This window comes from Sorangium sp. So ce726, assembly GCF_051521405.1.
Classification (GTDB): Bacteria; Myxococcota_A; Polyangia; order Polyangiales; family Polyangiaceae; genus Sorangium.
Genome location: NZ_CP150349.1, coordinates 3,257,272 through 3,279,499, shown reverse-complemented (window position 1 = coordinate 3,279,499; position 22,228 = coordinate 3,257,272). Strand labels below are relative to the sequence as shown.

The 22,228-nt window shown below is 71.3% G+C and carries 14 protein-coding genes; 10 read left to right on the top strand and 4 right to left on the bottom strand.

All coding sequences use genetic code 11. The features are described 5' to 3' along the window. The 5 genes from WME79_RS12460 to WME79_RS12440 all read left to right on the top strand — a co-directional run bounded on the left by WME79_RS12460 (position 1) and on the right by WME79_RS12440 (position 5,373). Positions 1 to 1,608, top strand: coding sequence for an SMP-30/gluconolactonase/LRE family protein (locus WME79_RS12460; RefSeq protein WP_437535024.1), 1,608 nt, complete (start codon positions 1 to 3; stop codon positions 1,606 to 1,608). Between the two features lie 31 nt (positions 1,609 to 1,639). Beyond that, the gene (locus tag WME79_RS12455) at positions 1,640 to 2,479 is read left to right on the top strand and encodes a VOC family protein (RefSeq protein WP_437535023.1); all 840 of its coding nucleotides are present in this window, start codon (positions 1,640 to 1,642) and stop codon (positions 2,477 to 2,479) included. A gap of 23 nt (positions 2,480 to 2,502) precedes the next feature. Then, positions 2,503 to 2,733, top strand: coding sequence for a putative quinol monooxygenase (locus WME79_RS12450; RefSeq protein WP_437535022.1), 231 nt, complete (start codon positions 2,503 to 2,505; stop codon positions 2,731 to 2,733). A gap of 110 nt (positions 2,734 to 2,843) precedes the next feature. Continuing rightward, positions 2,844 to 3,515, top strand: a complete 672-nt coding sequence (locus tag WME79_RS12445) for an alpha/beta hydrolase (RefSeq protein ID WP_437539831.1) — start codon at positions 2,844 to 2,846, stop codon at positions 3,513 to 3,515. A 211-nt stretch (positions 3,516 to 3,726) separates the two neighbouring features. After that, entirely contained in the window at positions 3,727 to 5,373 is a 1,647-nt protein-coding gene (locus WME79_RS12440; RefSeq protein ID WP_437535020.1) for a DUF3556 domain-containing protein, read from the top strand. 75 nt (positions 5,374 to 5,448) lie between these two features. Here the strand turns inward: WME79_RS12440 and WME79_RS12435 are convergent, their stop codons facing one another. Further along, positions 5,449 to 5,892, bottom strand: a complete 444-nt coding sequence (locus WME79_RS12435; protein WP_437535019.1) for a substrate binding domain-containing protein — start codon at positions 5,890 to 5,892, stop codon at positions 5,449 to 5,451. An 81-nt stretch (positions 5,893 to 5,973) separates the two neighbouring features. Between WME79_RS12435 and WME79_RS12430 the strand changes: the two genes are divergently transcribed. Then, positions 5,974 to 7,632 carry a family 43 glycosylhydrolase gene (locus WME79_RS12430; protein WP_437535018.1) on the top strand — a complete coding sequence of 553 codons (1,659 nt, stop codon included), beginning with the start codon at positions 5,974 to 5,976 and terminating at the stop codon, positions 7,630 to 7,632. Between the two features lie 47 nt (positions 7,633 to 7,679). Here WME79_RS12430 and WME79_RS12425 read toward each other — a convergent pair whose 3' ends face one another. Continuing rightward, positions 7,680 to 9,854, bottom strand: coding sequence for an OmpA family protein (locus WME79_RS12425; RefSeq protein ID WP_437535017.1), 2,175 nt, complete (start codon positions 9,852 to 9,854; stop codon positions 7,680 to 7,682). Between the two features lie 247 nt (positions 9,855 to 10,101). Here WME79_RS12425 and WME79_RS12420 point away from each other — a divergent pair, with 247 nt between their 5' ends. Further along, positions 10,102 to 13,995 carry a serine/threonine-protein kinase gene (locus WME79_RS12420; RefSeq protein WP_437535016.1) on the top strand — a complete coding sequence of 1,298 codons (3,894 nt, stop codon included), beginning with the start codon at positions 10,102 to 10,104 and terminating at the stop codon, positions 13,993 to 13,995. 64 nt (positions 13,996 to 14,059) lie between these two features. Here the strand turns inward: WME79_RS12420 and WME79_RS12415 are convergent, their stop codons facing one another. Next, entirely contained in the window at positions 14,060 to 14,680 is a 621-nt protein-coding gene (locus tag WME79_RS12415) for a sigma-70 family RNA polymerase sigma factor (RefSeq protein ID WP_437535015.1), read from the bottom strand. 78 nt (positions 14,681 to 14,758) lie between these two features. Then, complete coding sequence (locus WME79_RS12410; RefSeq protein WP_437535014.1) at positions 14,759 to 17,728, bottom strand: FG-GAP-like repeat-containing protein; 2,970 nt, start codon at positions 17,726 to 17,728, stop codon at positions 14,759 to 14,761. A gap of 222 nt (positions 17,729 to 17,950) precedes the next feature. Between WME79_RS12410 and WME79_RS12405 the strand changes: the two genes are divergently transcribed. The 3 genes from WME79_RS12405 (at position 17,951) to WME79_RS12395 (ending at position 22,153) form a co-directional block, all read left to right on the top strand. Beyond that, on the top strand, positions 17,951 to 18,460 hold the full coding sequence (locus tag WME79_RS12405) for a DUF6326 family protein (RefSeq protein ID WP_437535013.1): 510 nt from the start codon (positions 17,951 to 17,953) through the stop codon (positions 18,458 to 18,460). 131 nt (positions 18,461 to 18,591) lie between these two features. Then, positions 18,592 to 21,573, top strand: coding sequence for a penicillin acylase family protein (locus WME79_RS12400; RefSeq protein WP_437535012.1), 2,982 nt, complete (start codon positions 18,592 to 18,594; stop codon positions 21,571 to 21,573). A 118-nt stretch (positions 21,574 to 21,691) separates the two neighbouring features. Next, positions 21,692 to 22,153, top strand: coding sequence for a DUF4440 domain-containing protein (locus tag WME79_RS12395; protein ID WP_437535011.1), 462 nt, complete (start codon positions 21,692 to 21,694; stop codon positions 22,151 to 22,153). The last annotated feature ends 75 nt before the right edge of the window (positions 22,154 to 22,228 follow it).

Sequence of the window (22,228 nt, the reverse complement as noted above, 5' to 3'; positions counted from 1 at the left end):
TTGGCACATCTACTGCGCACCGCGGGGCTCTCGTTGCTGGGAGTCGCTGCATACCTCTGCCTCTGGCCCGTTCCCGCGGAGCCCGAAGCATGGCAGGCCCCGACGCCGCCCGGCTTCAGCGGGGCCTTCGCAGCCAACACACGGCTGTCGGGACTGAACATGATCGATCTAGGCGACGAGGTCGGTCCAGAGCACATCGCGGCGGGACCGGACGGCAAGCTCTACGCGGCGATGACCAGCGGAAACCTGCTGCGCATCGACGTCAAAAACGGGCGCCGGGAGGTCTTTGCGAGCACGGGCGGACGCGTGCTCGGCTTCGACTTCGACGCCGCGGGCCGCATGATCGCGGCAGATGCCATGAAGGGGTTGCTCGCGATCAGCCCCGACGCGCGCATGACGGTGCTCGCCGATCACGTGAGCGAGCAGGACCCCATCCGCTATGCCGACGCCGTCGTGGTGGCACCCGATGGGGCGATCTACTTCACCGATGCGTCCACACGCTTCGCTCCCAGGGATTGGGGCGGAACCTACGAAGCGAGTGTGCTCGACATCATCGAGCAGTCCGCCACGGGTCGCGTGCTCGCCCATGATCCCGCGACCCGGAAGACCCGCGTCGTCGCCCATGGCTTCTCGTTCGCCAACGGCATCGCGCTGTCTGCAGACGGTCATACGCTGTTCGTGAACGAGACGGGGCGCTACCGGCTCTGGAAGGTCGACGGCCGCGCGAACGGCGTCGACGTGCGAAGCGGCGCGCCCGAAGCCGTCGTCTTGCTCGACAACCTGCCCGGCTATCCCGACAACCTGATGCGGGGACGCGATGGCCGCATCTGGGTGGGGCTCTTCAAGCCGCGCAATCCGGCCGCGGACTCGCTCGCGGAGTGGCCCTTCGCGCGCAAGGTGCTGCTGCGCCTGCCACGGTTCCTCCTCCCGCTGGGCGAGTCTTACGGGCACGTCTTCGCCATCGACGAGGCCGGCCACGTCACCGAGGACCTGCAGGACCCGAGCGGCGCCTATCCGGAGACGACCTCCGCGACCGAGACCGCGGACCGTCTCTACATCCACAGCCTGCACGCGCACGCCATCGGCTGGCTACCGCGCAGCCCATCGAAGGCCAGAGACCCCCTGGAGGAGATCTACGTCCTTCGCAGCATCCGCGAGCCGCACGAACCAAGCGCCGAAGGGTGCTCCCCGGCGGAGATCGGCTTCGCGCCCTTCCCATCGGACGCCGAGCGCTTCTTCTCGTTCTGGAGCGTTCGATCCGAAGCCGGGAAAGTCGCGGACGCGAAGGAATCGCGCGTCGCCCAGCTGCGCGGCTGCTTTGGCCCGACCAGCGAGCCCGCGCGCCAGAACTTCTACGCGGAGGTCGACCTGGGCTCGATCTCCTTCCGCGGCAACGGCGAGTGTCAGGCGCTCAGGGTCGACTTCCCGGAGAGCGGGCTCTATCCGGTTCGCTGCCAGCTCGTGCTGACCGGAACGTCGGCGCCCTACGTCGGAGGCCTCCTGACGACGAACACGCTGACGAGCAAGGCAGCCTTCGGCCCCGACACGGATCCGCCCGGGTACACCCAGGCTTCGATCGCGACCATCCGTCTGTGGAGAGCCCGCTGACGGATCAACAACCCAGAGTGAGGAGAATGACATGAGCGACTATCGAGACGACAAGGACATCAAACGGCGCAGAATGCTTCAAGGCGCGGGGGCTGCAGCGCTCGGAGCGCTATCGGTCTCCGCGGCGGCATCCGCGCAGGCGGAGGAGGCGCGGCGGATGAGCCCGGCGGCACGAAACAGCGGACCGCTCGGCGCGCGGCTGCAAGGTGTACAGCACTTCGGTCTCACCGTACAGAACATGGGCCGCGCCTTCGCGTTCTACACCGAAGTGCTCGGCGGCACGGAGGTGATGAGCGACGGCGACTTCTACGGCGAGCCCATCCACAACACACTGCTCACGGATCAAGACATCGAGGCCCGCGTGCGCAACGTCAACCCGCGCACCATGGGTATCCCGGACCTCCGAAATGGCGCACAGCGCCTCGATGTTCGCTTCATCCAGTTCGACAACGTCGTGATCGAACTCTTGCACTATCGCGATGCCGGGCAGCCCGCGGGCGGCGGCAGCGCCTTCGCCGAGCCGCTCGATCCCACGGGCCCGGCTTTCCCGCGCATGATGCACATCTGCTTCCACATCCGCGACGATGTCGACTTCAACAAGTTCATCGCGGACCTCGAGGCGGAGTCGGCGCGGCGCGGCATGACGCAGGTCAGAGCCAATCGGGTGCTCACCGTGACGACCGAGCAGGCGCGTCGCGCAGCACCGATGACTGCGAACAGCTACGGCATCACGGCCGGCAAGTCGAATGGCTGGAGGCTGATCTATTGCAAGGGCTGCGAAGGTGAGCAGCTCGAGTTCGTGCAGGCGCTCGGTCCGGTGAAGCGAGTCTTCGATGGGGCGCGCGAAGCCCGCCGGAAGCGCGTCGGCTAACGACGAACGAAAGGACAAGGCACATGAAGAGCCAGTTAGTAAGGGACAACCGACTCTACTTCCTGCACGAAGATCGCGAGACCCCCGGGCACTTCATCTTCTACGAGATCTTCGCCATGCGCGCGGACTTCGAAGCCCACAACCAGACGCCTCACGTGCGGAGCTGGTCTGCCCAGCTGTCGAAGCTCGCCGAGGGCGACGTCACGGTCAGGCGCATGCAGATCCTCGGCAACGAAGGCGGGGTACCCCAATGAGTCCGCGTACACGAAGCATCGTGGCGCGCGTCGCCGTCTCACTCTCGTTCGTCACGGCGCTGGTGCTCGGTGGCTGCGGCGCACCCACTGAAGCTCAGGAGAATATCGGCATGAAGAACATCGTACTCGTACACGGCGCGTGGGCAGACGGCTCGGGATGGCAAGGTGTGCACGACATCCTGACCGCGCGCGGCTACAGCGTGAGCATCGTACAGAACCCCGTGACCTCGCTGGCCGACGACGTGGCGGCCGTCGACCGCGTGCTGGCGCGTCAGGACGGGCCGGCCCTGCTCGTCGGGCACTCCTATGGCGGCGTCGTCATCACCGAGGCCGGCAACGCGGCGAACGTGGCGGGCCTCGTCTACGTCGCAGCGTTCGCGCCCGACGTGGGCGAGTCCGTCTCCTCGCTGATCGGGGGAGGTGAGCCACCGCCCGTGCAGCCCTCGGAAGATGGCTTCTTGTTCTTCGATCCGAAGGTCTTCCCGCAAGCGTTCGCGCAGGACGTTGCGCCGAAGCAGGCCGCCTTCATGGCGACCACTCAGGTCCCACCCGCTGCGGCCGCCTTCGAGGCCAGGATCTCGCAAGCGGCCTGGAAGACGCAGCGCAGCTGGTACGTGTTGGCCAAGGACGATCGCATCATTCCGCCTGCCGCCCAGCGCCAGATGGCGATGCGCGCCGAGGCCGCGATCATCGAAGTACCCGCAGGCCATGCGGTGTACGTCTCGCAGCCACAGGCCGTGGCCGACGCGATCGAGGTTGCCGCGCGCGCCGTCGACCGCTGAACAGGGACGCGGCGCGTAGGTAAAATCAGCGGACGCACGCTGGGCCGCGCCTGCGGGTGGTGAGGGAGCTTGGGGTGCTCACCGGAGGGGATGGAGTGCAGGCGAGCCACAAAAGGGGCTCGCCGGAACGCAAGCTCTCTCGCGACGAATGCCAGGCCCGCCGCGCGTCGATTTCGTGAGCCGGGGGACGCGTTCGGGTAGCATCGCGGCCGTGGCCCTGCTGCGTCCGCTCGCCCCGCCGTACGATCCGATCGACTGGGCGAAGCGGCCGTTCCCCGAGCGCGCACGCATGGTCTGCGAGGCGTGGGCGCTGCAGGGCTCCGGCGCGCCGCTCGCCGTCTACGTGCTCCATGCGGTCAAGCTCGCCCTCTATGCCGGCGCCTGGGTCCTGTTCTGCAGCACCTCACCGAGCCTCGGCGGCCTCTCGACGATCGGCGACTGGTGGCTGCACCCGCTCGCGTTCCAGAAGGCGATCCTGTGGAGCATGCTGTTCGAGGGCCTAGGCTTCGGCTGCGGGTTCGGTCCGCTCAGCGGGCGCTACGCCCCGCCCGTCGGCGGCGCCCTCTACTTCCTCCGCCCCGGCACCACGAAGCTCGCGCTGTTCGCGCGCGCGCCGCTCCTCGGCGGCACGCGGCGCACCCCGCTCGACGTCGCGCTCTACGTCGCGCTGCTCGCCCTGCTCGTGCGCGCGCTGCTCGCCCCCACGCTCGGCGCCTCGCACCTCGTGCCGATCGCCGCGCTCGTGCCGGTCCTCGCCGTCGCCGATCGCACCATCTTCCTCGCGCTGCGCGCCGAACACTACTGGACCACCGTCGTCGTGTTCGCGGCCACCGCCGACTGGATCGGCGGCGCAAAGGCGGTCCAGCTCGCGCTCTGGCTCTGGGCCGGCGTCTCGAAGCTCAACCACCACTTCCCGACCGTCGTGTGCGTGATGACGAGCAATAGCCCGTTCGCCCGCTTCGCATGGCTGCGGCGGCGCATGTACGTCCACTATCCGGACGACCTGCGCCCCTCGCGGCTCGCGATCGCGATGAGCCACGCCGGCACCGCGCTCGAGCTCGGCGTGCCCATCGTGCTCGCGTGCTCGACCGGCGAGACGGCGATCGCCGTCGGCATTGCGATGGCGCTCGCGCTCCACGCCTTCATCACGAGCAATGTGCCGATGGGCGCGCCGATCGAGTGGAACCTGATGGTGGTCTACGGCGTGTTCGCGCTGTTCTGGGCCCACCCCGGCGCGTACCCGTTCGACGTCGGCCCGCCGCGGCTCGGCGTGCTCCTCGCGATCATGCTTGTCGCTGTTCCGCTCCTCGGCAACATCGCGCCAGGGCGGATCTCGTTCCTGCTCGCGATGCGGTACTACGCCGGAAACTGGCCCTATAGCGTGTGGCTGTTCCGCGGCGACAGCTATCGAAAGCTCGACCGGCTCGTGAAGGCCGCGCCGTGGATCTACGACCAGCTCCACCGGTTCTACGACCACGCCACGTCGGTCGGCCTCGTCGGCAAGGTGCTCGCGTTCCGCCTCATGCACCTCCAGGGCCGCGCGCTGCCGGTCCTGCTGCCGAAGGCGATCGAGGGCCCGCTCCACGAGTACGAGTACCTCGACGGTGAGCTCGTCGGCGGCCTCGCGCTCGGCTGGAACTTCGGCGACGGCCACCTGCACCGCGATGGCTTGCTGCGCGCGATCCAGGACCAGTGCGGCTTCGCCCCAGGCGAGCTGCGCTGCATATTCGTCGAAAGCCAGCCGCTCGGCGGCGCGAAGATGGCGTATCAGATCCACGACGCTGCCTCCGGCCTGCTCGACGCCGGCGAGCTCGACGTGCGCGAGCTGCGTGGGCGCCAGCCGTGGGCGGGCCCGTGAACGACGTGGACGCCGCCGTCGTCGGTCCGCGCAGCTGATTGCGATCCTATGGGCTCGACTAGCTTTCACCCCTATCTAGCCAAGAGGCTGCGACTTTCGCTCCAGTCGCGCGGCGAGCCCTGCGGCGAGATGCTCGGTCAGCGCGCGGACCGTCGTCGATGAGAACCGTCCAGGTGGGCTCAGCGCAAAGACGGGCGCCGGCGGCGTCACGAAGTCCTCGAGCAGCGGGACCAGTCGGCCGCGCTTGATATCGTCGCGCACGAACCAGTCGGCGAGCAGCGCCACGCCGAGGCCCTGTCGCGCCATGAGCGCCACTGCCTCGCTGTTGTTCGCGGCGAAGCGACCACGGACCGGGACCGGGACACCTTTGCCGGGATCCATCCCAAAGCGCCAAACGGTCGACGCGTTCGCCTCGCCGTGAACGAGGCACTCGTGGGTCCGTAGGTCGCTCGGGGCGTTCGGGCGGCCGCGCGCTCTGAGGTACGACGGCGCGGATGGGCGCCTCCGTCGAGTCAGCACCAGGGGTGCGGGGCGCCGGCAATTTCGCTCGCGAGAGGATTCAACGTGCGCCTGAACACAACGTGGTACCGAGCAAGAAGAATGCCCCTGTCGGCGATGGCGCTGGCGATCGTCGCCGCGATTGCGTCCCCCGCTCGGGCGGACAACCCGATCGTGCAGACCTCCTACACGGCCGACCCCGCTCCCATGGTGCACGAAGGCAGGTTGTACATCTACACGTCCCACGACGAGGACGTGTCGGTGAACAACTTCTACACCATGAACGACTGGAGGTTGTACTCCACAACGGACATGGTCAACTGGACAGACCACGGCTCGCCCGCGGGCTACAGGACCTTCAGCTGGGGAACCGGCGATGCGTGGGCGCCGCAGGGGATCGCCAGGAACGGCAAGTACTATCTGTACGTGCCGCTGAACAACGCCACCGGCGCGAAGATCGGCGTGGGCGTCTCGGACAATGTGGCGGGCCCGTTCATGGACCCGCTGGGAAGGGCGCTGGCCCAGAGCGGATCCGGCAACATCGACCCGACGGTGTTCGTCGACGACGATGGACAGGCCTACATGTACTGGGGGAATGGCACCCTCCGTTACGTGAAGCTGAACTCGGACATGACCAGCACCTCGGGGAGCATCACCAACGTGTCGTTGAGCGGCTTCACCGAGGGGCCGTGGTTCTACAAGCGAGGGTCGCTGTACTACCTCGTCTACGCCGCCATCGCCGGGAGCGAGAAGATCAGCTACGCGACAAGCAACAGTCCGACGGGGCCCTGGACCGTCCGCGGCGACATCATGGGCGCTGGCTCAACCTTCACCAATCACCCAGGCATCGTCGACTACAAGGGGCGCTCGTATTTTTTCTATCACAACAACGCATTGCCGGGCGGCGGTGACTTCAAGCGCTCGGTGTGCGTGGAGGAGTTCACCTACGGCGCCGACGGCAGCATTCCGAGGCTCACGATGTCCATGAATGGACCGCCCGCCATCGCCACGCTGGATCCGTTCAAGCAAGTCGAGGCCGAGACCATCGCCTTCTCGTCCGGGCTCAAGACCGAGGTGTGCACCGACACCGGCGCCGGCATGAACGTCACGTCCATCAGCAATGGTGACTACATCAAGGTGAAGGACGTCGATTTCCTGGACGGCGTGACCTCCTTCGAGGCTCGGGTATCGTCCGCAGCCAGCAACGCGAAGATCGAGCTCCACCTCGACAGTCAGACCGGCACGCTGCTCGGGACGTGTGATGTCTCGGGCGCGTCGTCCTGGACCACCAAGACCTGTGCGGTGAGCGGGGGCAGCGGGAACCACGACTTGTTCCTGAAGTTCGTCGGTGGCAGCGGCGACCTCTTCAAGTTCAACTGGTGGCGGTTTACCGGACCCACCATGCCGGATGACGGGGGCGATGGAGGAGGCGGCGGAGGCGGCTCGGGCCAGGGAACGGGCGGCAGCGGTGGCAGCGACGGCGCCGGGGGCACGACCTCGGCCAGCGGCGGCAGCCCCGGCGCCGGGGGCACGACCTCGGCCAGCGGCGGCTCGGTCACCGGAGGCACCAGCGGAACGACCGGCACCGCTGGCTCGGGCAGCGGCGGCAGCGCCGGATCCTCCGGTGGGAACGAGGCGGCCGGCGACGACGCAGATGGCTCGTGCGCTTGCCGGACGGGCGCGAGCCCTGGGGACGGCGGACGCGCCGCCGCTCTCTGGCTTGTCGCTTCTGCGCTCGTTCTTCGGCGTCGGCGCCGGTAGGCGCTCGCGATCCGGCCGCGCTGTCTCCCCGGATCGTCCGCCGGCGCTCACCGACCTTCGATGATCAGATCGCGGAGCGTGTCGTCGAGCTCAGCGCGCGCCATGGCCACGTCCTCGACGCGCTGGGTGATCTTCTCGCCGATCTCCTCCGACTGTCGGGCCACCTCGGCGAGCCGGTCGAGCAAGGTCTGGCGGAGCTTGCCGGCCTGGGGCGTGCGCTCGATGGTCCTCAGGCTCTCGCGCAGCTCGGCGGCGCGGTCGATCAGCTCGGCGCGCCTCCGCCGCAGCGGGTCGAGCTCGTCGTTCGCCGCGTCGAGCGCGCGCCGGAGCGCGAGCGCGCGGTCCAGCCTCGCGCGGAGCTCGGCCGGGAGGCTCGAGCCCTTCAGGTAGAGCGAGAGCCGCTCGCTGTCGGCCTGGACGAGCGGGATCTCGCGCTGAGACAGCCGCGTCTCCTCGACCACGACCTTCTGGGGCGCGCCGGGCGCGAGCTTCTCCTCGACGAGGCAGGCGTCCGGCGTCGCGTCCGTGCACCCTGGGAGGCCCTGCGGCTCGAACCCCGTCGCCCTCGCGTGGCGGATGAGCAATGTCTCCGGCACGTCCCGGCCAGGCCTCACATCGTAGACCGTCACGCGCCGGTACCGATCCTCCACGCGCAGCGCGCCGCGGGACAGCGACACGACCCGCACCGGCACCTCCGTGGTCATGCTCGTCGCGCGCACCTCGGTCGAGCTGTCGATGGCGTACGGGATCGTCGCGCTCTCCCCGGGCAAAAGGCGCGTGAGCACCCCCTCGCCCACGAAGGTCCCGCCGGAGAAGATCGACACGGATCCTGGCTGGAGACCGAGCGCGCTCCGGTTCTCGATCTGCGCTGCGCGGAAGGGGTGGGTCGCGCTCGCTCGCGCCGCGGGATCGGGGCGGAACAGGAGGACGTCCTCGCCCGCGACCGGGCGGTTGATGAGCGTGATCAGCGCCGACGACTTCTTCGGGAGCGTCACCGGGTTCGCGATCGCGTACCGGAAGGCCCCGGCCACGGCGTCCACGCTCGCCGCGCCCTCCGGCGCCTTCTCCATCGCCTCGGGCGTGACGGCCGGCGCCTCGCGCCACGAGCTGGGGGCCTGCGCCTGCCTGACGTCCAGGGCGCGCAGGACGACGCGGCGGTTGCGCTGCCGGGCTTCCTCGGTGTGGTCGGGGACGAGGGGCATCTCGGCGCCGTGCGAGCGCGTCACGAGCTCGGCCGTGACCCCGAGCTGGAGGAGCGCCGCGCGCACGGCAGCGGCGCGCCGGGCCGCGAGATCCGCCGCGCCGGCCTCGTCGGACGACGCGTGCCCCTCGACCTCGAACGCGCGGAGGTGTGGGACGCTCTTGAGCGTGCGCGCGATCTCCTCGATGACCGGCCTCGCGCGCGGCGAGATGACGTCCGAGCCCCTGTCGAAGGGCACGGCGGTCAGGATCTGGATCTCGCTGCTGCTGACGACGCGGACCGCGTGCGGGCAGCCGCGCCGGTCGGGTTGCGGGCTCTCCGAGCCGGGCTCGCGCGGGCAGGCGTCCTCGTGGTCGAGCACGCCATCGCGGTCGGCGTCGGACCCGGGCGAGCGCTCCGCGAGCACCGGGGCGAGCGCGCCGCCCTCGCCGTCGTAGACGCCCTTCAGCTCCGGCCTGTCGAGCATCGCCGGCGCGCGCAGGTTCGAGACGTAGGAGAGCGGCGCGCCCGTCGCGAGCGTCACGTTGACCTCGCTCCAGTCCTCGTCGCCGATGTTGCTGATGAGCGCCCAGGCCTGGAGGAGCGCCCGCTTCTCCTTCTGCCCCTTGGCTGGCAGGATCACGCGGTAGGTCGCCTTCCAGGCGGCGGTCGGCACCGCGTACGCGATCGACACGGGCCTCCTCGCGGCCGGCGAGAAGACGAGCTCGATCTCGGTGGGATCCTCGGGCCCGCTCGCCTGCCCGGAGCGCGGCAAGAGCGCGCTCACGGTGGAGGGGGTGTCGTTCGGCCCGAGGTTTTGCTCGACGACCACCATGCTCTTCAGCACGTCGTCGACCTCGCGCTCCCGGAACCGGAGCGTGAGCCGCTCGCCCGACATGACGCCGGTGCGCTCGAAGTAACCGAGGCCGTTCTGGTACAGGACGACGTGCCGCAGGCGGAGATCGACCGACGGCCCTTTCGCCAGCGGCCCGGCGCACGCGCTGAGGGCTAGCGAGAGCGACGCGAGGAACGCGTGCTTCATGGGGGGAGCTTTCTGTGGAGAAGGAGGAAGGAGGTGGAGGCGCTGGTGCGCCGGCAGTGTACCCGACGCAGATCGACCGCAAGCGGTGGAGCACGGCGGCGGCGCAGCGGCTCCCCGTTCGCCCGGCCGCGGCGAAGGCGCATACCGCTCGGCCTATACGCCGGTCATGCGATCCAGGAGAGCGCTCACCTCGGTCCCATCGTGAGGCGCGCCCGCGGTATGCTCCTCCCCTTCCAGGAGCCCTTGCTTGTCCTCCGAAGGCCACCGACGCCAGCCATCCTCCGGCGCCGCGGCCGACGCCGCGCAGTCCGCCAGCGCCACGGCCGACACCGATAGCCTCTCCGGCGGCGGCTCCACCGCTTCCTCGCCGTCCCTCGAGTTCCTCCGCCAGATCGCCCGCGTGCCCGAGGTCGTCCCCGTGGCCTCCATCGAGGCCGACGAGAGCGGCGCCTTCCTCGCCGCCGGTGAGGATCCGCAGCGCTTCGCGCTCCGCCGGCGCCTCGGGAGCGGCGGGTTCGGCGCCGTGTACGAGGCCTTCGACGGAAAGCGCGGCGCGCTCGTCGCGCTCAAGGTGCTGCGGCGCTCGGACGCAAGGGCCATCTACCTGTTCAAGCAGGAGTTTCGCGCGCTGGCCGGCATCGTCCACCCGCGCCTCGTCCGGCTCTACGAGCTCCACCGGGACGACACGCGCTGGTTCTTCACCATGGAGCTCGTCTCGGGCACGGACGTGATCACGCACGTGCGCGGCGCGGAAGGCCCGGACGAGGCGCGCCTGCGCGCCACCTTCCGGGGGATCGCCGAGGCGCTGGACTTCCTGCACGGCGCGGGCAAGCTCCACCGCGACATCAAGCCGTCGAACGTGATGGTCGACGCGGCCGGCGCCGTGAAGGTCCTCGACTTCGGGCTCGTCGCCGACCTCGACGCCCCCACGGCCCCCGTGCGGGCGGGGACGCCGAGGTACATGGCGCCGGAGCAGGCCGCGGGGCTCGCGGTCGGGCCGGCCGCCGACATGTACGCGGTCGGCGTGATGCTCCACCAGGCGCTCACCGGCCGCCTACCCGCGCAAGGCGGCCTGGCGCCCGCGCAAGGCAGCCTGGCGCCCGCGCAAGGCGGCCTGGCGCCCGCGCAAGGCAGCCTGGCGCCCGCGCAAGGCGGCCTGGCGCCCGCGCCGCGACCGGCCGCGGCGACCGTGCCCGAGGATCTCGACCGCCTCTGCCGCGAGCTCCTGGCGCACGATCCCGCGGTCCGCCCCGCGGCCCGCGAGGTCGCGGCGCGGCTCCTCGGCCGGGCCGCCGGCGCGCCGATCGCGCGGCGCCACCCGCCGCCGGCGGCTGCCTTCGTGGGCCGCGCGGGCGAGCTGGGGCGGCTCCACGCGGCCCTCGACGAGGCGCGCGCGGGGCGCACGGTGGTCGCGCTGCTCCGCGGATCGTCGGGGCTCGGAAAGAGCGCGCTCTTGCAGCGGTTCCTGGAGTCGGCGGGAGGTGGGCCAGGGGCCCTCGTCCCGCTCGCGGGGCGCTGCTTTCAGCAGGAGTCGGTGCCGTACAAGGCGCTGGACGGCGCCGTCGACGAGCTCGGCCGGCTCCTCGCCCGCGCGGCGCCGGAGGACGTCGCCGCGTGGCTGCCCGACGACGTGGTCGAGCTCGCGCACGCCTTCCCGGTGCTCCGGGAGGTGCCGGCGATCGCGGCGGCCGCGCCGCGGGAGGGCGCGGCGCCGGACGCGGCGGAGCGCAGGCGCCGGGCCTTCGCCGCGCTGCGCGGGCTGTGCGCGCGCCTCGGCCGCGCGCGCACGCTGGTGCTCGCGGTCGACGATCTCCAGTGGGGCGACCTCGACAGCGTCGCGCTGCTCGTCGAGCTGATGCGCCCTCCGGCGGCGCCGCCGCTGCTCTTCATCGCCTCGTACCGCGTGGAGGAGGCCGCCACGAGCCCCGTCCTCCGCGCGCTGCTCGAGGCGCTGCGCGCAAGCCTCGCGGCGGACGTGCGCGTGCACGAGATCGACGTCGGCGAGCTGCCTCCCGCCGACGCCGTGGCGCTCGCGGGCGCGCTGCTCGCGGGCGCGGGCGCGCCACGCGGCGCGGCGGCACGGATCGCGGCGGAGGCCTACCACAGCCCGCTCTTCATCACCGAGCTCTCGCGCCTCGCGGGCGAGAGCGGCGACCTGGGCGGCGCCGCGCCCGACCTGTCCGCGTTGCTCGCGGGGCGCATCGGGCGGCTCCCTGCGCCGGCGCGGCGGCTGCTCGAGGTGGTCGCGGTGGCGGGGCAGCCGATCGCGCGGCGGACCGCGGCGCGCGCGGCGGAGGTGGAGGGCGAGGCGCTGGACGAGCCCGAGGCGCTCTCGCGGCTCGTCGCCGCGCAGATCGTGCGCGTGCGGGAGGCGCACGATCGCGAGGAGCTCCTCCCGTACCACGATCGCGTCGGCGAGGCCGTGCTCGCCGCGCTGCCGCGCGCGCGTCACCACGAGCACCACCTTCGCCTCGCGCGCGCGCTGCAGGGCCAGGGCGGCGCCGAGCCGTCCCTGCTCGTGCACCACCTCCGCGGGGCCGGGCTCGACGCGGAGGCCGCGGCCTGCGCCATCGAGGCGGCCGCGCAGGCGCAGGCGGCCCTCGCCTTCGATCAGGCGGCGCGCTTCGCGCGCGAGGCGCTCGCGCTGGGCGAGCGCGAGCGGCCGGCGCTCGCCCGCGACGCGCGCCTCGCGCTCGCCTCCGCGCTGGCGAGCGCCGGCCGCTCGCGCGAGGCGGCGGAGGCGTACCTCGATCTTGCGTCGCGCGAGCCGCCGCGCGAGGCGCGCGCCCACCGGCTGCAGGCGATGCAGCTGCTCCTCGCGGGCGGGTACGTGGACGAAGGGCTGTCGGTGCTCGACGGCGTCCTCTCGGAGCTGGGGCTCTCCAGGCCGGCGTCGGCGCTCGAGGCGCTCGCGCAGGCGGCCGCCCTGCGCGCGCGGCTGTGGGCCCGCGGCCTCGCGTTCCGCGAGCGCGCGGAGAGCGAGATCCCCGACCGTGACCTGCTCGTCATGGACGCCTGCCACTCGGCCGCGAGCCTGGTCGTGACGGCGCCCATCCAGAGCGCGCCGTTCTCGGCGAGGCACCTGCTCCTCGCGCTCGACGCCGGCGAGCCGCACCGCCTCGCGCGGGCGCTCACCTTCGAGGCGATCCACGCCGCGCTCCGCGGCGGCCGGCGCGACGGTGGCCGGCGCGCCGCCGCCTTGCTCGTGCTCCTCGAGCGGGTGGCCGCGCGCTCACCGCGCCCGGAGGCGCGTCATTTTCACCCGCTGGCCGAGGGCGTGGCCGCGTTCGCCCGCGGAGAGCTCGAGCGCGCCGAGCGGCTCCTGCGGCAGAGCGGCGCGGCGCTCGGGGCGCACGGCGGCGAGAGCGGGAGCGGCGCCAGCTTCGCGCACGCGCTCCTGGCGACGGTGCTCTGGCTCCAGGGCAAGATCCCCGACCTCGCCGCGACCACGGCCGATCTCCTCGCCGAGGCGCGCGAGCGCGGCGACCGCTACCGCGAGACCATGATCGGCCTCAACGGCGCGTACCTGCTCGACCTCGCCGCCGATCGGCCGGCCTCGGCGCGCGTCACGGTGGACGCCGCCATGGAGCGCTGGTCGCGCGCCGGCTACCACCTCCAGCACTTCCGCGAGGCCGTCGCCCGCGGGCGAATCGCGCTCTACGAGGGCGACGCGGACGCGGCCCTGCGCTTCATCCTGGCAGGGACGCCGCCGCTCCTCGGCTCCGGCGTGGTCGCGGTCCCGCTGGTGCGGGGCGAGCTCCACTACCTGCGCGCCCTCGCGTCCCTCGCGGTCGCCGCGCGCGGCGGCGCGCGGGCGATCGCCTTGCGCGCCTTCGCCCTCGCCGACGCGCGCGCGCTCGATCGGCGCGACGTCTTCTGGGGCCCGCCCGTGGCCGCGATGCTCCGGGCCAGCGTCGCCGGGCAGCGCGGCCGCGCCACCGAGGCCGCCGAACGCATGCGCAGCGCCGAGGCCGCGCTCGACCGGCTGGGCGCCGCCCTCCTGGCGGTCGCCGCGCGCCGCATGCGGGGGATCTGGCTCGGCGGCGACGAGGGGCGCGCGCTCGTCGCCTCGGCGGACGCGTGGATGGAGGCCCGCGGCGTGCGGCGCCCCGCGCGCTTCGCCGCCACGCTGGTGGGGTAGTACGGCGCTTCAGTTCCTCCCGGGCTCCTCGCTCCCGCGACGAGCTCCGGAAGCAGCCTAGCCGTCACCCCTCGCCGAGCAGGCCGGCGCGCCGGCCCGCCTCGACGAGCTGGTCCTTCACGACCTGAAAGCGCTTGCGCAGCCGCTGCGCCTCCCGCTTCAGCGCGGCCTCCTCCACCATCTCTTCACCGAGCATCACCCGCGCCACGTCCCTCCACTCCAGCCCCTTGTCGAGGCGCAGCACGAGCAACATCCGATCGTCCGGCGGCAGCGCCTCGCGCAGCTCCATGAGCTTGTCCTTCGCGTCGGTGCGCAGGTACGGCCGCGTCTCGGTGCGCACCTGCTGCTCGATCGCGCTGATCTCCGTCGTCCCGAGCGAGGGGCGCACCCGCCTCTCGCGGGCGCGCCTGTCGCGGGCGTGGTTCTTCGCCGCGTTCCGCGCGATCGTGTAGGCGAAGGTGCGCAGCGAGCATTCCCACGCGAAGGTCGGCAGCCCGCGCAGGATGCGCTCGCACCACAGCGAGAAGACGTCGTCGGGATCCTCTTCGCGGCGGAGGAGCGCGGTCAGGAAGCCGAGGATCTCGGGCCCGTAGCCGCGGATGGCGAGCTCGGCGGCCTGCGTGACGGCGCCGCGCTCGCAGCGCTCGCGGACCTCGCGCTCGAGGTGCTCTCGATCGACCGACATCGCGGCGTCGAGGATATCACCGTCCGCCGGCGTTCCGCGGCCGACGCTCCCGCCGCCACGCGGCGGCGCTGCATGTCCTCACGGCGCGAGCGCGCACCAGAGGCCGTCCGGCCCGCGGCCGCACAGGTCGGCGCGGCCGTCGCCGTCGACGTCGCCGAGCTGCACCGTCGCGCCGTACCGCGCGGCGAACCACCCCTGGGCATTGCCGAAGGCGCCGAGCGAAGCGGGGCGCGCCGCGCCGAAATCGAGGCGGTTCGACATGGCGCACAGCGCGCCGGAGACGCCGCGGCCACAGAGGTCGGCGTCGCCGTCGCCGTCGACGTCGCCGAGGTCGAGGCTCCCCCAGTAGCCCGGCGCCGTATCGAACTCGGACGCGTCGCCGTAATCGGGCGCGCCGCCGGCGCTGTACGACCAGACGTGCGGCCGCACGAACCCGGAGCCTGAAGCGCTCGCCACGGCGCACACCACGCCCGACGGCCCGCGGCCGCAGGCGTCCGCCGCGCCGTCGCCGTCGATGTCGCCGAGCTGGATCGTGGCGCCGTACGGCTCCGGCAGCCAGCCGTTCGCGTCGGACATCTCGGCGAGCCAGAGCGTCGCCGTCCCGAAGCTCCCGGCGGTCGTGTTGAGCGCGCAGCGCAGGCCGTCGGCGCCGCGGCCGCACACATCGGCGTAGCCGTCGGCATTGACGTCGGCGAGGTGGATCGAGCGGTAATGGCTCGGCGCGCCGGCGAACCCCTCCGCGTCGGAGAAGCTGTAGGTCCACCAGACGTCGCCGGAGGTCACGAAGGCGTCGCCGGCGGCGTTCGCGACCTGGCAGAGGATGCCCCAGATGCCGCGGCCGCATACGTCGGCCTTGCCGTCGCCGTTGATGTCGGCGAGCTGGATCGTGTTGCCGTATTTCGCGGGCTGCCAGCCGTTCGCGTCAGAGAACTCCGTCGTGTACCGCCGCGCGGGGAGGAACCCGCCTGCGCCGTTGCTGCGCGCGCAATACACGCCGTCGGCGCGCCGCACGCACGCGTCGGCCTTGCCGTCGCCGTCCACGTCGCCGAGCCGGACCGTGCGGGTTGTGGACTCGCTCGTGCCGATCTGGGCGTCCGAGAAATCATTACCGTACGACCAGCGGGTAGGCGCCGCGAGCTGGATCGCGAACCGCTGCGCCTCGGCGCCATCGCAGTCGACCATCTGCACCGGCGTGCCGTTCGCGGTGTTGCCGCCGGCGACCGCGAGGCACCTCCCCTCGAGGCCGCGGATCTGGCCGCCGTCCAGCATCGTCCACGCCTGGCCTGCGGTCTCGGCGCAGCTCTCGAGCACCACGAGCGCGCCGTTCAACGTGCTGCCGCCGGACACGCCCAGGCAGCGGCCGCCGGGGCCGCCGATGCGGTCCTCCTTGACGCTCCATTGCTGCGCGGAGGCCATGGAGCAATCGGCGAGGACCACGGGCGCGCCGTTCGACCCGCCCGCGGCCGCGAGGCATTTGCCCCCAGGCGCGCCGAGGCGGCCGGAGACGCCCGCGATCGCCGAGCGCACGTACCGGCGGTGCGCCCAGGCGCGATAGTCCGAGTTGTCCGGGTCGCAGGTGGTCCCGGTACCGCACGCGCTCATGCTCGTGCAGGTGAACCGGTCGCATTGCGCATACCACCGGAACGCGTCCCAGGTGATGTCGAACTCCTCATCGGAGACGTTCGCCTGCTCGTTCGACATGTCGTAGCCCCGGTAGGTCTGGAACGCGTGCGCGGCGGCGTAGGCCTGGTGCGCGGCGAACGCGAACATCGATGTGTAGTAATGGTCGGTGTGGTCGCCGGCGTGGCCGTGATCGCTGTTCAGCGTGCCGACGCGGCTCGCGCGGAAATCGGACATCAGGCGCGCGAGGACGTCGATGAGCTCCTCGCGCGTGTAATCGACGGGGACCTCGCCGGCGGGGTCGTCATCGACGCAGTCGTCGTCGCAGCTGTAGTCGCATGCGTGGCCGGTGCGGTCGACGCGCGTCACGGCCGGCGCGCCGCCATTCCAGAGGTCGCTCAGGAGCGCCGCGTCCGGGTACGACGGGAGCCGCAGGAACACGAGCCCGACGCGGCCGGCGCTCCCGTCGAGCGCGCAGCGCACGAGCTCCTTGCCCAGCACCGGGGCCTCGGCGCAGCTCCAGTCATTGGCGAGGCCCGCCATCGCCGCATACGCGGCCTTGATCCCGGCCTCCCGCTCGTCCATCACGTCGAGGCAATTGCCGCCGAGGCCCGCGGTGACGTAGACGGTCTGCACCGAATTCCCCGTCTGGATCGAATTCGCGATGTCGGGGTTCATGAAGAGCAGATCGTCGTCCTGGTGCGCGACCACGTAGAGATCGCGCTCGGGCGCGGCGAGCGCCTCCCGGGCCGTGGTGGCGACGCTCTCGCGCTCCACGAGGAAGATGTCCTGGGCCTCGCTCTGCCCGGAGGAATAGAGGCTGTCCAGCGTGGTGTCCGTGAGCGTGCGGACGGCGGCGGGCGGCGCCCCCGGATCGATGCGGCGACCGGCGCCGGACCCGGCCCAGATGCTCACGGTGGCGCTGTAGCGGCCGCCCGCATTGGCGGGGCCGAAGACGTATCGCGCGAGCCACGTCTGCTGCGTGGTCGCGGCGATGGCGCTCGTCGGGCCGGCGTCGTCGACGAGCAGGCCCGCGGGGCTCGACGTGTCGAAATGGAGGCCGTGGTGCTGGTGGGCTGTCGTCCAGGAGCTGACGCCCATGGGCACGTGGTACGCGTAGCCGGCGGGGGGCGCGGCCATGCGCCCTGTGACGGCGATCCACCGGGTGGCGTGCGCTGCCGACAGCGGGGCAGCGAACCAGCGGCGATGGTAGCCGCTGGTCTGCACGAGCTCGCCGTCCGCCCGCGCGAAGGGCCAATCGTTCGCCCAGCCGACGGCGCCGCCCGCGTCCCCGTCGTGCTCGTCGTAAGCGAGGATCTCGGCGCGCGCGCTGGCCGGGGCCGCCGCGGCGGCCAGCAGGCCGCCCAGCGCCGTCAGGGTCCGCGCCGCCTTGCTCCACACGTGTGCTCTCGGATCGATGCGATTCATGGCTCCGCTCCTCGGGTGAGGCCGGCCCTCCGCCGGCGTTCCCCGAGGCAGACCCGCGCCGGCGCGGGTGTGAACCGAAATCGAACGCCATGGCCGCGAGCGTCACGGCGAGCTCCCCAGGCCCGAGGCTTGAGGTCGTCCCAGTCCACCTGTGCACCGTTGCACAGCGAATCTGCCGATTCAATCAGCGCCTGAACGCGAACGACCCGCTACGTTGACTGCATGCAGCACACGGAACGCACGATCTCGACGCCGTCCGCCTCCCTCCAGCCGCCGCCTCGGGACATGAAGCGCCTCCTCTCGGCGCTGTGGGTCTTCGCGATGTTCAACTACCTGTATGCCGACGTCATGGGGCTGATGGACTCCACCCTCCTGACGCAGTACCTGCGCGGCCAGGTCGACTCGCTCCGGATCACCGGCGAATTCCTCTTCTACGCCGCCGTGCTCATGGAGATCCCGATCGCGATGACGCTCTTGTCGCGCGTCTTGCCACATCGGGCCAACCGGTGGGCCAACATCGTCGCCGGCATCATCAAGACCGCGGCCGTCGCGGGGTCGCTCTTGATCGGCGCCCCTACCGGCTATTACCTGTTCTTCGCGACGATCGAGATCGCGTGCACGATGCTCATCGTGGTCCTGGCCTGGCGGTGGGTGCCGCGCGACGAACCTGGGACAATTCGACCTTCTGGGGACGATCGAGGACGGGACGTCCTGCGAGGTGCTCTTGGCTGATGGTGAGGAGTTGGCGGACAGCGCGAAAGGAGCTCCGAACCCTACCTCGCTTGACGGCGTGCTGTTCCAGCCACCGCGTCGCGCGACGACACCGCCAGGGTGGCTCGCTTCCATCCTACCAAGGAGCGTTCATGCGACTGTCATCATCTTCGGCACATTGGGTCCTCGCCTTGGTCACCGGGCTCACGGGCATGCTCGGGTGCTCGGACGACCCTGGTGCGGGCAGCAGCGCGCCCGACGCGGGCGCGCCCAGCGATCCCGACGCGGGCGCGCCCGACGGCAGCCCGCCCTCCTCCGCGACGTTCGGTCCACTCGGCGATCGGCCGGATCTGCCCGTCGACGGGCGGCTCACCATCGACGGCCTGCTCTCTGCGGTCGATGTCGTCCAGGACAGGGACGGTAGGCCCCATATCTATGCCGAAAACCTCGTGGACGCGATGCGCGTCGAAGGGTATCTGACGGCGCGCGACCGCGCGCTTCAGCTCGAGATCTTGCGGCGCACCGCCGAGGGGAGGCTCGCAGAGCTCTTCGGCGACCTCGATCCCACCACCATCGATCAGGACATCGCTCTCCGCCACGTCGGGCTCGGTCGGATCGCCAGGGCCCAGTACGACGCGCTCCCCGAGGGGGAGCTCCGCCAGATGCTCGACGCGTACGCGGACGGGGTGACCCAGGTGTTCAGGAAGATCCGCTCCGGGGACATCCTCCTCCCCGAAGGCGCGACGGGGATACCCGCCAAGGCGTTCACCGACTGGAGCGGCGTCGACTCGCTCGTGATCAGCCGCTTCCAGAGCTACCTCCTGTCGTTCGACGCCGAGCTGGACATCACCATGCAGCAGTTCTTCGACGCCGCCCGGACGACGTTCGCGTCGAGCAGCGCCGATCCGCTCGCGAAGAAGCGCGCCGGCTTCGAGCGGGACTTCCTGAGGTTCGCCCCCTCCGAGCCCGCGGTGACCAGCAGCGGCTATCCGGCCTCCCCGGCGCGGGAGAAGGCGCAGAAGGCGGAGGACAAGGCGGCGAAGAGAGCGCCTCGCGCGCGACGACCGGGCCGCGCCGCGCCGGGCCGCGCGAAGCTCATTTCGTCGCTGACCGGCTACCTGAGCGCGGTCCAGCGCGCCAGGAGCAAGGTCGCCCCGGAGGGCTTCGGCTCGAACAACTGGGCCATCCACGCGAGCCGGAGCGCGACGGGACACGCGCTCGTGGCCAGCGATCCCCACCTGTCGCTGAGCGCGCCGGCCGTCTGGTATGCCGTCTCGATCCATGTCACCGCGCCCGAGGGCAAGGACGCGAGCCGCGATGTTCACGTCGGGGGCGTCACCTTCCCCGGGATTCCGGGGATCATCCTGGGCCACAACGAGCACGTCGGGTGGGGAGCGACGGTCGCGATGTACGATGTCACCGATGTCTATGCCGAGACGCTCACGCCCGACGGCAAGGCCGTGCTCTTCAAGGGCAATCCAGTGCCCCTCCAGACGGTCGAGGAGGTCATCGCGATCGCTGGCAGGGAGCCCTATACCTACCGTGTCCCGATCGTGCCCCATCACGGCCCGCTCCTGCCGACCATCGTCGACCACGCGGTGGTGGATCCTGACCCGGCCGTGGGCGCGCTCAGCGTCCGCTGGACGGGGCTAGAGCCAACGAAGGAGCTGGAGGCCATCTTCGGCCTGCTGCGCGCTCGCTCGGTCGATGATGCGCAGGAGTCGCTCTCGAAATTCAGCGTCGGCGCGCAGAACTGGGTGATGGGCGACGCCGCGGGCGACATCCTCTGGACGACGCACGCGGCGATCCCGACGCGGTCTCCTGAGGCGTTCGCCTGGGACGCGGCCACCTCTACGGGCGTCCTCCCCTGCATGGTGCTCCCCGGCGACGGGACCGCCGAGTGGACCGGGACGCTCCCCGAGCACCTCATCCCCTGGGCGAAGAACCCGCCGGCGGGATACATCGCCACGGCGAACAACGACCCCATCGGGGACTCCCTGGACAACGATCCATCGAACGGCACGCTCCCCGACGGCACCCCCATGTACCTGGGTTGCAGCTTCGACATCGGGTTTCGCGAGGGCCGCATCCAGGAGCGGATCGATGCCCACGAGGGACCTCTGTCGCCGGAGGATTGCGCGGCGATCCAGGGCGACATCAAGTCGGCGCTCGGCGCGAGGCTCGTGCCTCACCTCCTCCGCGCCATGGACCGCGCCGAGGAGGAGCGCGCGACGCCCGGTACTCACCCCGAGCTGAGCGCGATCGTCGCGGACGCCGCCTACGACCCGCAGCGCCTCGCCGCTCTGCGGGCGCTCCTCGACGGCTGGGGCAAGGAGGCGGACTACAAGGCGGCCGCCGGCATCGATCTCGATACCGCCACGCCGCTCGCGGACGAGGGCGAGGGCCCCGGCGCGATCGACGCCCGCGCCTCGGAGGCGACCCTGGTCTTCAACCTCTGGCTCGTCCGGGTGGTGCGCCGGGTGCTGGGCGACGAGCTCGGCCAGATGGGCTTCTCATCGTTCTCCCGGGAGCTGTCGGCGAAGGCGCTCCTCCACCTGTTCTCCGCCGATCGGGAGCAGCTCGCCACCTTCGATCCGGCCGTGCAGGACAGCACGCTGTGGGACGACATGGGCACGCCAGCGGTCGAGTCCAGGGACGAGCGCGTGCTGCGCGCCCTGCTCGACGCCCTCGCCTGGCTCCCCCAACAGGGCGGCTCCGGGGGTTTGGCGCCCCGCTGGGGCGCCTTTCACACGGTCACCTTCGACGCGCTCCTCCCCCTCTTCAGCAGCCTCAGCATCCCTCCGCCGAGCGATCCCCTCTGGAGCGGCGGCTTTCCGCGCGGCGGCGACGAGTTCGCGGTCGACTCCTCGGATTACCGCCTCTCGTGGGCGCTCGAGGAGTCACCGGATTTCCGGTACGTCCACGGCCCGTCGCAACGGCTCGTCGTGGAGCTCGACCCGGCGGGGCCGAAGGCGTGGAACGCCATTCCTGGAGGCAATGTCTGGGACGCCGAGAGCCCACATTTCCGCGATCAGGCGGAGCTCTGGCGAAAGAACCAGACGCACCTGGTGCCGTTCCTGCTCCCCGACGTGATCCAGGCGAAGGAGTCGCGCACGGTGGTCGAGGCGCCGTAGCCGGCGCGTCCTCCGAGGCCCACCCCGGCATGGTCCTGCAGAAGCGCAGCACATCCAGGCGCGTGGATGTCGCACACGTGCTATCCTCTGAAGACCCCTCGATGGAGGCCGGCCTACCATGACCCGCAGCGAGGACGAGCGCGCCATCGACGCCGTCGTACACGCCTTCTTTCAGGCCTTTGGAAACAAGGGTGGAGTCCGGCCGGACTTCGACGCGCTGCGCGCGCTCTTCCTCGCGGAGGGCGTGATCATCAAGACCTGCGGAGACACACCGACGATCTACGACCTGCGCTCGTTCATCGAGCCCAGGGAGAAGCTCTTGACGAGCGGGGAGCTGGTCGATTTCTCCGAGGAAGAGGTCTGGGGGAAGACAGACCTCTTCGGGAACATCGCGCAGCGCTTCTGTGGTTATAGCAAGTCCGGGCTGCTCTCGGGGCATCGCTTCGAGGCGAGGGGCACGAAGTCCATCCAGCTGGTCAAGACGCCCGCCGGCTGGAAGATCAGCGCGGTTGCCTGGGACGACGAGCGGGAAGGGCTGAGCGTCCCTCCGGCTCAGGACGTCACACGAGGCAGCCTGTAGCCGACAGGCGCGCTCGCTCCGCGGAAGGCCATGGCGAGGTCAGGAGCCCGTCCCTAGAATGCCGAAGCCATGCCC

Excerpts from the sequence above, each read along its gene's own strand:
- WME79_RS12455 (WP_437535023.1), top strand. The coding sequence starts at position 1,640 with ATGAGCGACTATCGAGACGACAAGGACATCAAACGGCGCAGAATGCTT.
- WME79_RS12450 (WP_437535022.1), top strand. The coding sequence starts at position 2,503 with ATGAAGAGCCAGTTAGTAAGGGACAACCGACTCTACTTCCTGCACGAA.
- WME79_RS12445 (WP_437539831.1), top strand. The coding sequence starts at position 2,844 with ATGAAGAACATCGTACTCGTACACGGCGCGTGGGCAGACGGCTCGGGA.
- WME79_RS12430 (WP_437535018.1), top strand. The coding sequence starts at position 5,974 with ATGCCCCTGTCGGCGATGGCGCTGGCGATCGTCGCCGCGATTGCGTCC.
- WME79_RS12425 (WP_437535017.1), bottom strand. The coding sequence starts at position 9,854 with ATGAAGCACGCGTTCCTCGCGTCGCTCTCGCTAGCCCTCAGCGCGTGC.
- WME79_RS12415 (WP_437535015.1), bottom strand. The coding sequence starts at position 14,680 with ATGTCGGTCGATCGAGAGCACCTCGAGCGCGAGGTCCGCGAGCGCTGC.
- WME79_RS12410 (WP_437535014.1), bottom strand. The coding sequence starts at position 17,728 with ATGAATCGCATCGATCCGAGAGCACACGTGTGGAGCAAGGCGGCGCGG.
- WME79_RS12405 (WP_437535013.1), top strand. The coding sequence starts at position 17,951 with ATGCAGCACACGGAACGCACGATCTCGACGCCGTCCGCCTCCCTCCAG.
- WME79_RS12400 (WP_437535012.1), top strand. The coding sequence starts at position 18,592 with ATGCGACTGTCATCATCTTCGGCACATTGGGTCCTCGCCTTGGTCACC.
- WME79_RS12395 (WP_437535011.1), top strand. The coding sequence starts at position 21,692 with ATGACCCGCAGCGAGGACGAGCGCGCCATCGACGCCGTCGTACACGCC.